Annotated in this window: 6 protein-coding genes; 2 read left to right on the top strand and 4 right to left on the bottom strand. The window is 62.0% G+C overall.

Annotated features, from left to right (window positions below; genetic code table 11):
* Nucleotides 1-133 precede the first annotated feature (133 nt).
* A complete protein-coding gene (locus tag J2X24_RS02190; protein ID WP_209715905.1) occupies nt 134-2,461 on the top strand; it encodes a hypothetical protein in 2,328 nt (775 codons plus the stop codon).
* A 212-nt stretch (nt 2,462-2,673) separates the two neighbouring features.
* Here the strand turns inward: J2X24_RS02190 and J2X24_RS02195 are convergent, their stop codons facing one another.
* Nucleotides 2,674-4,068 (bottom strand): DUF2264 domain-containing protein, encoded by a 1,395-nt coding sequence (locus J2X24_RS02195; protein WP_209715908.1) that lies wholly within the window; start codon nt 4,066-4,068, stop codon nt 2,674-2,676.
* Between the two features lie 232 nt (nt 4,069-4,300).
* Nucleotides 4,301-7,222: a TonB-dependent receptor gene (locus tag J2X24_RS02200; protein ID WP_245344363.1), complete on the bottom strand. Its 2,922-nt coding sequence runs from the start codon at nt 7,220-7,222 to the stop codon at nt 4,301-4,303.
* A 529-nt stretch (nt 7,223-7,751) separates the two neighbouring features.
* Here J2X24_RS02200 and J2X24_RS02205 point away from each other — a divergent pair.
* On the top strand, nt 7,752-9,218 hold the full coding sequence (locus J2X24_RS02205) for a glycoside hydrolase family protein (protein ID WP_209715911.1): 1,467 nt from the start codon (nt 7,752-7,754) through the stop codon (nt 9,216-9,218).
* A 158-nt stretch (nt 9,219-9,376) separates the two neighbouring features.
* On the opposite strand, the gene J2X24_RS02210 is transcribed toward J2X24_RS02205, so the two are convergent.
* Both J2X24_RS02210 and J2X24_RS02215 read right to left on the bottom strand, forming a co-directional pair.
* Nucleotides 9,377-10,438: a LacI family DNA-binding transcriptional regulator gene (locus J2X24_RS02210; protein WP_245344364.1), complete on the bottom strand. Its 1,062-nt coding sequence runs from the start codon at nt 10,436-10,438 to the stop codon at nt 9,377-9,379.
* Between the two features lie 41 nt (nt 10,439-10,479).
* Nucleotides 10,480-12,225, bottom strand: a complete 1,746-nt coding sequence (locus tag J2X24_RS02215) for a glycoside hydrolase family 43 protein (protein ID WP_245344365.1) — start codon at nt 12,223-12,225, stop codon at nt 10,480-10,482.

A 12,225-nucleotide genomic window follows, 5' to 3' on the forward strand; every position in this document is an offset into this window, starting at 1 on the left:
GAAACATCATACCGATCTAAGTTTTTGTTTTGTCGCGATATTTAAGGCGAAAACCCCAAAGACGCTTCTTGGCACTTTTCGCCATATCGCTCTAGGCGCGCTCTCGGTTACACTCCTCGGCACGGCGATACCATTGACCGGTTTGGCCGCCATGCCCACCGACATCCTTGTTTTCGGCGATGAGGCCTCCGAACGCGCCCACCTCGTGACGGCGGAGACCAGCGACGTGATCCGCGGCGGACTTGGGCAACCGGCGCGAAGACTGCTGCCCCTGAAGCCGGGGCCAGGCAATACGCCAGGCAATACGGATGAATGGCGCGGCGGGTCCGTTGCCTTCCAGCTCAAGGTCGAGGGCGGCCGGCAGAATTACCTGACGGTCCGGTTATGGGGCTCCGACGATTCCGCCAACCGGGCAACGCTCTATTGCGACGGCAAACAGGTCGGCTATCGCCAGCTGAGCGACATCGACATCCTCGACCAGGGCACCCACGGCAAGGTGAAGCCCGGTCATTTCCACTATGTGACGCATCCCCTCCCCGTGGCCCTGACCGCCGGCAAGTCCCGCATCAGTTGCCATATCCGGGCGACCGGCCCCATCTGGCGGTACGGCGGCGATATCGCGAAGTTTCAGCGCGCCATGACCGAGCCGTCGCGCGGCTTCTATGCCCTGGCCGTCCACGCCGATAAGATGGCGCCCTCTTTCGGAGACGACGGCAGGCCCGCGCCCTATCCGATAAACCCTTCCACATCGCCTGAGGTGCTGACCCGGGTGAAGGCACGGGTCAATGACCAGATCAAACAGCTCTGGCGGCTGCGAGGCCGCGCGCCGCACCAGATGGAAATCAGCTTCCTTGCAAAGACCTATGAGACCGAATGGACCGACGGCTATCATCGGCCGGAAACCGTCGCCGCCATCCTTGCCGGCGCCGACGCCTATTATGCGCGGTTCCTGGCCAATCCCGACATAGCACTGAACGACGTCAACACGCCCAACCCCGGATGGTTCGGTTTCGGCCTGCTGGGTGAGGCGCTTAAAATCGTCGGGCCGCACATCCAGACGGAGCTGGACCAGCCCCTGACCGGGCCGGGCGGCCACCCTATCCGACGCCGCGACGCCTATGAGGCCATGTTCCTCCATAGCCTGGACTGGAACAGGAAGCACCGCCGGCTGTACACCAACCAGTCAATGATCAAGGACCTTTACGGCATCTGGAACAACAACGAAGGCCTGATCGCCATAGGCAGCGCCCGGGCTGAGCCGCGAGACCGGCTTCTGCCGTTCTTCTACGAATCGATCGGCCTGCGGCCCTGGACCGGCAGCCTGAACGACAAGGGCGAGCCAACCTATGCCGCGGCCGAGGGCGATGCCCGGTTTTCCGTCCCAAAGAACTACTTCGAAACCACCCGCAAGGGCCTGACCAAGGAACTGGGCTATGTCGGAGGATATGGCGAGGTCCTGGACTGGGTCGCGGAAATTTACGACGCGACACGCCCCGCCAGGGGGCAGGCCGGTGACGCCATGATCCGCGATCAGCTGGTGAAACTCGCGCAGGCGCGGGCGGTTTTCCGCATCCCCCACGCCGACGGCGACGGCTTCCGGTCGATGCGCCTGGAAACCGGGATCGGCTGGCGGGACATGCACTATCCTGGCGACGTCATATACGGGCAAAGGCCGTCCTGGGACGCCTCGCCGCTCCAGGTCGCCGTCGCGACACAGGATCCGAAGCTGATTGCCTACGCCCAGCAGCAGATGGCGGACAACCAGCTGTTTCCAAGCATCGAACACATGATGACGACAAAGACCCTGCGCGCCACCATCGGGCTGATCGACGTCATCGAAGACTATGAAACGCTTCGCCGATTGCCCCCGCAGCCCTATCGCCTGCCCATGTCGGAGGGCCAGCCGGACTTCGTTTTCACGGACGAGGAAAACGGCGTCGTCGCCGTGAAAAATGGCGGCGACATCCTGTATGCGTCCCTGTACTGGCGGGCAAACTACGCGATCAGCGGTGTCGGCCGGGTGCATTACATCACGCCTGAAACCGACCGGATCGCTACCGTGGCTCTGGACCGGCAGGAATTCGAACCCAGCGGCCTCTATTTCACGCGCCCCAACAATCCGCACATTAATGGCATGCGCTTCACCGTCAAGTATCCCGACGATGGCGACGTCTGGACGGCCGGTGAGCAGAACCCCGTCGCGAAACTTCCGGAAGGCACGCAATATATCCCGGGCGAGGACAGCCCCTATGCCGGCCGCGCGGATTTTTACCAGCTGACCTACGGGCCTTACCTCATCGCGATCAACGCCTCCGCGGCCAAGTCCTTCGACGTGGCCCTGCCGGCCCGGACACAGCCCGTCAAGGAACTGGTCACCGGCGCCGTCGTTCCACCGGCGATACCGGCGCTGGCGCTGAAACCGGGAACGACCGCCGTCATCTTCCTCGGTGACGAAAAATGAGACACCTTGTGACACAGGGCTTTGCGTCCCTCGCGGCAAAGGCATGCCGAGCGCATCCGTCATCTCGGATCTTTCACAGGAGACCACCATTAAGGCCGTCCGGATCGAGAACCTGACCATTGCGGGCAGCAAGGTACGGGCCTCCGGAGAGGGAAATTTCAGGATCGGACCATTCGTCGAAGGACTGAATTTCGCGGATTAGCAAGCGTTCGTTACAGCATGACCATGAAGGGACATTTTGCTGAATAGCTGCGTGCAAGATATTTCGCGGCGTGGTTTTTGGGGCGGCGGGGCGTCTCACGCGCCTGTTCTTCGCGCAGCATTTTCAGGGTTACCGGCTCAAGCCGAACCCTGCGGCGATGATTGCCGGCAATCGTAATGACGATGTCCTTTGACTTCTGGCCTCCGGTCACCATCCAGCCAAGTCTCGGCAGGCGCAGCTTGTAGTCCCGCCGCTCGACGGGCAACGATTCCGCTTCGGCGTTCCAGAACGGCGCAGCGTCATCAAACATCATTGCCAGGACGAGACTCCGCAGGCCCCAATGGCTGCTGCCCGGTCCTGTATAACCGTCGATGAGCCTGGGGTCATTGCCGAAATAGCCCATGGTCAGGGTTCCGTCTGTCAGGACGCCTCTGCGCACGAAATAGTCCCAGACAGCCGCGAGCGCACGCCTGGCCAGTCCCGGCCAGTTCCCGGTCGGGGTCAGATGCGCGGCGGCGAGGACTGGCACGGGAACGGCGGTGCGATAGCACACGCTTCGCCCCATGATCGGAATCCCCTCCGGGGAGATCAGGTGGGCCGTGAGATCGCCGGACTGCCGGATGGCGTCGTTCAGAAACCTACTATCAAGCGCGGGCGCCAGCTGTCTCAGCCAGAACAGGTCGTAGGTAATGCCCCAGCAATTGTAGAAATCGATACCTTCTGGAATATCGAAGAACCAGCCGCGCTCGCGGTAATGCAGGCGTTTGAATTCAAGATAGTTTTCATAACCGTCAGGCGCCGGCCAGCCGAGCGCGTTCAGGGCGGCGTTGACGACGTCCGGGAACAGCAACCAGTTGTTCCGTACGCGGATTTGGGATCCGTTGACCTGCAGGAGCCAGGTGGCGACCCGTTCCCGCTCGGCGCGGCTCCACCTGTCCCACAGCTGGTTCCGGCTAAGCCAGACGGTGCGCGCAATGTCGGCGGCCTCGACCATGCGCTGGTCGTCGTCCGCCATATCTCCCCAATAGTCCGGGCTGGCCGGATCGGTTCCCCTGAGGAGCCCCTGCGCAAGGCTTTCGATGAGATCCCTGCCTTCGAAAACCCCCGGACGGCCGGAATGAAGCCATGCGGCCAGCAGGGGCGCGGTACGCGCAAAGCCCTCCAGTCCGGTTATCCGATGGCCGCGGATGCTCGGCATGCCGGGATAATGCACACGCGCGAAGCCAGGGATGGCATGCCGGTAGAAACCGGCGACGAAATAGCCGAACAGCCGGGTAAAGCGGGCCAGGTCATCGCCGGCCTGGCTGAGGAAGCGATTGGCAATGCGGCGATCCTCGGCGCCCGGAGGCCGTATCGGTATAAAGTCGCCGTATCCCTCGACGGCCGATGTCCCAAGTTCGACCATGACCCCGGTATCTCCACAATGGCACAAAAAGAAACCGCAGCTGAATTGAGCTGCGGTGGCAGAAGTTAATCATCAAACCTAGGGAGCGATTTGATGATCCAGGAAAGGGTGGAGGCAAGTCGTAGACCTAACCCGCCGCAATCACCCATCATGCCAAGTTATTGACACAACATCACAAATAATGGCAGCCCCACATCAATACTCAGATGACAGGGCTGCCGTACCTTCACCCTTAGCCGCCGAACTTATAGCGCAGGCTGATATTGTAGTTCCGGCCGTTCAGATAGTGCTGGCGCTCGATATCGGTCTCGTAGCCATTCGGCTCACCGACGTTCCGGTTCAACGCGCTGTCCGTCAGGTTGAGCGCGTTCAGCGAGACGGTCAGTTGCTCGTTGATCTTGTAGTTCAGCGAGGCGTCCAGTACGCCATAGGCCTTGATGTAGCGGCCATCGATCGGATTGGTCGCCGCGCCGAACAGGATCGCGTCGGACCGCCAGGTGTAGACGACACGGGCCGAAAGCTTGCTGTCTTCGTAGATGCCCGACAGGCTGTAATTGTGCTTCGACTGCATCGGCTGGGGCAGGACGACGAACCGCGGGGCGGCCGCCGTACCGAAGTTCACCGGCAGCGCCGTATCGACATAGGTGTAGGAACCCGACACGCCGAAGTGGCTCCAGATGCCGTCCAGGTCATCGAAGAAGTACTGGCCCGCCAGTTCGATCCCCTTGACCCAGCCCGGCTCGGCATTGATCGTGCGCGTGACCAGGTATTGGGGCGACGGACAGCCGGTCGGCGTCACCGGCGTCGGCGCCGGCGCGCCCGCGATCGTTTCACAGGTGGCGATGCCGTAGAAGAAGCTGTCGATGTCCTTCTGGAAGAGGGCGGCCGACAAGTAGTTGGTGCTGCTGAAATAGCGCTCCAGCGACAGGTCGTAGCTGTCCGCCAGTTGCGGCCGCAGGTTCGGATTGCCGGCGCCGCCCGTGCCCGACGTCGTCGAATAGGTCAGGCTGGGGTTGAGCTGGTCGAGGCCCGGACGCGTCAGGCCCTTGCCGTAGCCGAAGCGCAGCAGGAAGTCCGGCGCGAAGTAGTAGGTCGCGTTCAGCGATGGCAGCGTGTTGCTGTAGGAGGTCGTCTGGCTCAGGCCGGTGCTGGGCAGGCCGGCGATGGCATGGCCATCGGTCGTGACGTAGCGCACGCCGACATTGCCCTTCAGCCGGGCGTCGAACAGTTCGAACTCGCCCATCAGGTAGACGGCATTCGTGTCTTCTTCGACAAAGCGGCGGCTGGCCACGGCCTCGGGCAGCGAGGCGTCGGCCGGAATGCCGGCTTGCGGGAAGCGGTTGCGGATATTGTCACCCAGCAGCGCATCGGAATCGACCGCCAGGAAGCCGCCCGGATAACCGGCATCGCCACGCATGAAGTTGCCGGGCGTGGTGATGAACAGGTCCTGCACGCTGGTGCCATAGATGGCGTTCGAGAAGTCGCCCGCCAGCACCAGGCCGTTGGTCGTCAGCGGCTTGGCCGAAACGTTGAAGTTCTTGAACATGCTTTCCTGGTGCGCGTTACGGAAGCCGAACTTGATCGCCTTCAGGGCGCCGTCGAACTCGTACTTGCCGCTGAGCGCGATCGCATGACCGCTGTCGTCCCAGACCGAGTGATTGCCGTTCTGATAGTCCTTGAGGACCCAGTTGGCCGGATCGGCGAGACTGGCCCCGACGATATCGAACGTATGCGGGGCGCCGTCGACGCCACGGACGATATTCCACGTCTTGCCGGCACCCGACACCATGTTGATCGACCGGTTGTCGACCGTCCGGTCGGCCTTGATGTACATGACGTCCGCCTTGAGGCTGAGGCGCGCGGTCGGCGACCACTCGACGCCGCCGGCGGCCGTCCAGGTCGTATAGGGCGTATGCTCGTCGCCGCTGACGGAGGTCAGGCTCGAGTTCAGGAAGGTCGCGCCCGACAGGCGCTTGGAAACGAGGACGTCGTCGCTTCCGCCGTTGCTGTTACGGTTGGCCAGGCCTTCGGTATACTCGAACGGCGACGTCGTAAGGCCTTGCACCGTCTGGCTGTCGACCGAGTTCAAACCGCGGTAGTTCTGGTGATACTGGTAGTAGGTGTAGTTGTAGTCGGCGTAGAAGCGTAAAGACTCGTTGACGCGGTAGTCGGCGGCGAGGCTCAGGCCCTTGCGCGTACGATAGATGGTCTCTTGGAACTGGTTGTTCGTCAGCGCCGTGCCGACCATGACATTGCTGATCTGGTCCGCGGTCAGGCCGGTCAGGTTCGGCTGGTTTACACCCGTGGTCGGGACATTCGCCAGGAACCAGGTATCGGAACGGCCGGCATAGGCTTGATTTGCCCCCGCAGTCGTCGCGTATTCGGCGCTGTCGGCGCGGATGGCGCGCTTGAAGTTCGGACCGCCATTGGCCGGGTTGTTGTCCGAGCGCCCGGTGCTTTCCGACGTCACGGCCGCGGCCAGGAAGCCGATACGGCCGCCGTCCGCCAGATCCCACTTGTTGGCGAACAGACCAAACACTTCCGGATCCGAGCCGTTCTCCAGGTCATTATAGCGCAACGTCGCGCCCAGGGAGACGGTCAGGCGCTTGAAATCGCTGGGGTTGCGCGTGCGGATATTGACCAGACCGCCGATGCCGCCTTCGATATGCTCCGCCGACGGGTTCTTGTAGACGTCGATGCCGGCGATCATGGCCGGAATGGCGCTTTCGACGTTGAATTCGCGGTTGCCGGCGGTGAAGTAGACGCGGCCGTTGATCTGGGACGCCGTCTGGCCCGACAGGCCGCGAATGGTGACGCCCGAACCGGCGCCAACGGGCGAAGCGCCCTCGCCCGCATACCGGTAGCCCTGGACGCCTGGAATACGCGTCAGGGTCTCGGACACGTTGTTGTCGGGCAGCTTGCCGATATCTTCGGCTGTAATCGAATCGACGACTTCGGACGCATTTCTCTTCAGCGAGACGTTCGAGCGCGCGCTGGCGCGCATGCCGGTGACGACGACCACATCCTCGGACGCGGTGTCACCGGTCGCCGGCACGTCCTGGGCATAGGCGCCGGACGCCATCAGCGCCGCGAGCAAGGCCAGGCCCGATACCTGCCCCAACGCCTGCATTGAAAAAGACCGGATATTCTTCATTTGGTTTCCTCTTTTTGTTCGCGGTGGTCGTCAGCCTGTGGCCGCGCCCGCACTCTTATCGTTTCCGCCGCCCCAAGGACGGATGCTGGATTGTCTCGCACCAAAAATCAGGATCTTTCTGATATCGATACCAGTTATTTTCGAAATACACCCGGCTTCAGAAGGCGTCAATCCGGCAGCACGTACCACAAATCGACATGAGACATTTTAAACACATTTATCTATGCAAATAATACCATTTGATAACGTTGTCACTATGGGATATGTTGAATATTGTATTGATTTATAATAATAAATTAAATTTTTCAAATGTCGTACAATTAAATTGCCCAGGCGATTAAATCATCGCTTCAAATCACCGGAATTTCATATCCTGGGACTTTGTCGCCGGCAAAACCATCGTCCGCCGGAGCTTAATTTGCGGAAAATGAGACGGTACAAAGTGACAGGGCTTCGACAATTTGATATCGATATCCAAAACAACCGGACAGCCCGCTGACAGGGCGCCGAAAACCACAGGAGATGCCGCATGGGCAAGAGGACCTTCATCACCGCCACAGTGTGTTTGCTGACGGGCATAATGGCGGCGGGCGCCGAAGCGGCGACATCCCAGGTCGAGGTGTTTCCCTTTCCCCAGCCCGTCCGTTACAGCCACCACAATGACGATTTCACCGTCCGCGTCCGCACGCCCGGCGGCCCATGGCAGGACCTGTACGAATACAACGTCAAGGTCGACTACGACCGGCCGCAAAAAGACGCCTCCATGGTCTACTTCAATTTTGACGGCCCCGTTGAGGTCTCTATCCAGAAGAACAACGGCGCCTTCTCGAAAGTCGATATTCGGCCGACCGCCAAGGGGGTGAAACACACCGTCAAGGATGGCATCGTCTATTTCACCCTGCAAAAGCCGGAGAACCTCAGCATAGAGTTCGATGGTGATCGCCATCACAACCTCCACCTCTTCACCCACGCCATCCGGCGCGACTGGCCGGCCTTTCCGCAGCGCCCGGCCTCGCCCTACGATATCGGCCAGGCGAAGACACCCGACCTGACCCAGCCCGTCGTCTATTTCGGCCCGGGCATCTATTCCGGCGAACTGCGGCTTCGTTCGAACACCACCGTCTATATCGACGGCTCGGCCATGTTGCGCAGCCCGCTGATCATCGACGGCGTCGAAAACGTGAAGGTGATCAGCAACGGCCTGTTTGACGGCGCCGGCGGAATGCAGATCCGGAACTCCAGAAAGATCACGCTGGACGGGCTGATCTTCTTCAATCAGACCAATGGAACCATGGCGTGCCACGCCTCCCAGGATATCGAGGAACTGAATATCCGCACGATCGGCGGCGGCCAGTGGTCCGACGGCCTAGGGCATTTCGGCTGCCAGCGGGTCAGGATATCCGGCGCCTTCATCCGCACCTCCGACGACAACATCACCCTCTATAACCACCGCTGGGACACCTGGGGCGACACGCGCGACGTCACCGTCACCAACTCGACCCTGTGGGCCGACATCGCGCACAATGTCATGATCGGCATCCACGGCAATACGCCATCCCCCGCGCACCCGGCGCCCGAAGTGATCGAACACGTCGTCTTCCGCGACATCGACGTGCTGGACCACGACGAGGACGAGGACGATTACCAGGGGGCCATCGGACTGATGGTCGGCGACGACAATCTTGTCCGCGACGTTACGTTCGAAGACTGGCGCGTCGAGCGCATCGAGGAAGGCAAGCTGTTCAGCCTCCAGGTCCTCTACAATAAGAAGTACAATACCAGCGCCGGCCGGGGTATCGAGCGCGTCACGCTTCGCAACATCGCGTACACCGGCAAGGGCGCGGCGACCGCTTCTCTCATCCGGGGCTACGCGCCCGACCGAGCCGTGCGCGACATCACGATCGACAATGTGACCGTTGCCGGAAAGAAGATCACGGGCGCGGAGCCGGGGCTGCTCGACATCGGCGCATTCGTCGAAGGCGTCACTTTCAAGTAAGGTCTATCTAGATCGGTATGATTTTAAGTGGAAACATCATACCGATCTAAGTTTTAGTTTTGTCGCGATATTTAAGGCGAAAACCCCAAAAAACGCATCTTGGCACTTTTCGCCATATCGCCTAGCGGCCGGCGCCTCAGCGTCGGCCGCTTTCGCGACTACAGCCGCTTGTCCGGCGCAGGTCCCGTGGAGCCCCGGTGCATCAACATGAACTTCATCAGCTGATGGGTCGGCCGGCTGTCCTCGCCCTGCTTCAGTTCCCGAATCTTGTCGTGGATGGTGCCCACGGCGCTGCGGCCCATGGCCACGATCGGCTGATGCACAGTGGTGAGCTGGGGCCAGACCGTGGTCGCGACCGGCGTATCGTCAAACCCACACACGCTCAGCTCATCGGGTATCGAAATCCCCATGCCATGGGCGACCGCCAGCACCGCCGCCGCCATGTCGTCGTTCGAGGCAAAAATGGCTGTCGGCCGGTCGTCCCGGTCGAGCAGGTCGCGGCCAACCTCCAGGCCCGACTTATAGGTGAACTGGCCCTGCAGGACGAGGTCTTCCGCCAGCGGTAGGCCGGCTTCCAGAAGGCCGGCCAGGAAGCCCTTGTAGCGCACATCGGTCGGCGTGTGGCTGGGGTCGCCCTTTATGAAACCGATGCGGCGATGGCCGAGGTGAACGAGGTGCCGCGTCAGGGCCAGCGCCCCCTGAAAGTCGTCTATTCGCACCGCCGACACGTCCGGCAATGGCCGGGCCGTCGCCAGGGCCAGCACCGAGATACCGGCGCGCTTCAGCATTTGGACGGTCGGCTCAGAGTCGCACAACGGCGGCGGCAGGATCACGCCATCGACACCGGCTTCTACCAGCCTGTTGACCGCATTCTTTTGGGATTGCAGGCCGCCGCACTTTTCGAGGATCAACTGGGCGCCGAGCTTCGACGCGTGCTCAAGGCCGCCGAGCATGATTTCATTCAGGTAGGATGCAGACGGGTGGGAATAGAGAATTCCGATACGGACGCCGCCAACGCCCGCACGCGTCGACTGGGCGGCGACATTGATCGAATAGTTCAGCGCCTTGATCGACGCCAGGACGCGCTCCCGCAGCGGTTCCCGTACATTGACATTCTGGTTGATAACGCGCGACACGGTCATGGACGAGACGCCGGCATGCCTTGCGACGTCGTGAATCGTAATGTTGCCGCCCTGATCCGGCGCCACCTTGTTTTTCAACGCTTTTTCCTTGCGCACCGTATCTACCCTTAACCCGCTCGTCATTCGGTCACGGCGAAACCTTCGAACTCGGCATATCCGACGCGCGTCGCCACAAAGGCAGGCGTTCCGGAAGCCGCCTGGGCAAATAGTCCGACCTGCGTGCCGACCCAGCGTCCCGGCTGGGTCGTCATGCCCGGCCCGATAGATGTGAATGTCTTCCCATCGAGGCTGAAGCTGAAGGTCACGCGCGCGTGGGTCGAACGCAGCATGGACGGCCAGTAATCGGGAAAGTTCGGAACGGGCTCCGCGACCGTCACCGGTTCGAACCTGACGCGCACCCAGACGGGCCCCTCCACCTTGACCGGCGCCGTCAGCACCGTCTCGGTCCCACCGGCATTGGCGCGCGGGCGGTTGACCTGGACCAGGCGAACCCCGTCCGCGGTCTTTTCGAGACCGATCCAGCCGTAGTCATAGCCCAGCACCAGCAGTCCCGCGCGTTCTCCCGGCAGATTGGCCGCCAGCGACAGCCTGGTCGTCGCGCTGAACGTCATGCCCGGAAGCTTCTGGGTCAGCAGGTTGCCGGCTTCCCAGAGATTTGCCGACGAGGAAACGGCCTTCAGCCGCAACCTGCCCTGGACCGACCGGTCGACCCAATCCTCGGCCGGATTTGCGCTCCACTGCCAACCCAGATGATAGCCGTTGGCGAAATCGTCACTAACGACGGGTACGGCGACGGGTTGAACCGGCGCCGCCGGCTTTCTGAAACCATGGACCGGCTGGCCGAACGCGGCGCCCTTCTGGCGCTGACCAATAACCGGCCAACCGTCCTTGCCCCAGGCCATCGGCTCCAACAGCACGCGGCGGCCATAGGAATCGGTGTCCTGGAAATGCAGGAACCAGTCTTCCCCCGAAACGGTGTCGACCCAGGCGCCCTGGTGGGGACCGTTCAGCTCCGTATCCCCCTGGTCCATCACGCTGCGCCCTTCGTACGGGCCCAGGATCGCCCGCGAGCGGAAGACGCCCTGCCAGCCGCCCTTGACGGAGCCGGCGGGCGCGAAAATGTAGTACCAGCCGTCGCGCTTGTAGAGCTTGGGCCCCTCGGTCGTGAACCAGGGTTTAAGGCCCTGCGACGTCTGAACCTTGGGCAGCTTGTCGCCTTCTATGACATTGACGCCGTCGTCGATTGTCCGGGTGCCGTCGCCGCTGAGCTTCTTGATCCGGATGACATTGCTGAAGCCGGCCCGCGATCCGGCAAACGCCATCGCCAGGTAGCCCTGTCCGTCGTCATCCCAGAACGGCGCCGGGTCGATGGCGCCCTTGGTTGAATCGACCAGGACCGGAGCGGTCCAGGGCCCTTTCGGGTCCGTCGCCGTCACGACATAGATGCCGAAATCCGGATCGGGGTAATAGATCATGAATTTGCCGCCATGATGGCGGATCGCCGGCGCCCACACGCCGCCACCCCGGCGCGGCACCGCGTGATGGGCGTCGGGCACATTCCGGCTCAGGGCGTGGCCGATCAGCGTCCAGTTGACCAGGTCTTTGGAATGGAGGATCGGAAGCCCCGGCACGTTGGTGAAACTCGACGCCGTCAGGTAGTAGTCCTCGCCGACCCGGACGACGTCCGGATCGGAATAATCGCCCTGCAGCACCGGATTGCGGTAGGTGCCGTCGCCCTGGTCGGGCGTCCAGATGCCCGCCGGCATGCTGTGGTCCGGGCGGACCAGCGGCGGTTCGGCGGCATGGGCCGCCGTCACAGTGGAAAGGCCGAACAGGCCCGCGAGGAGGAGCGGCTTCAACAGCAT

The organism is Asticcacaulis solisilvae (genome assembly GCF_017875235.1).
GTDB classification, from domain to species: Bacteria; Pseudomonadota; Alphaproteobacteria; order Caulobacterales; family Caulobacteraceae; genus Asticcacaulis; species Asticcacaulis solisilvae_A.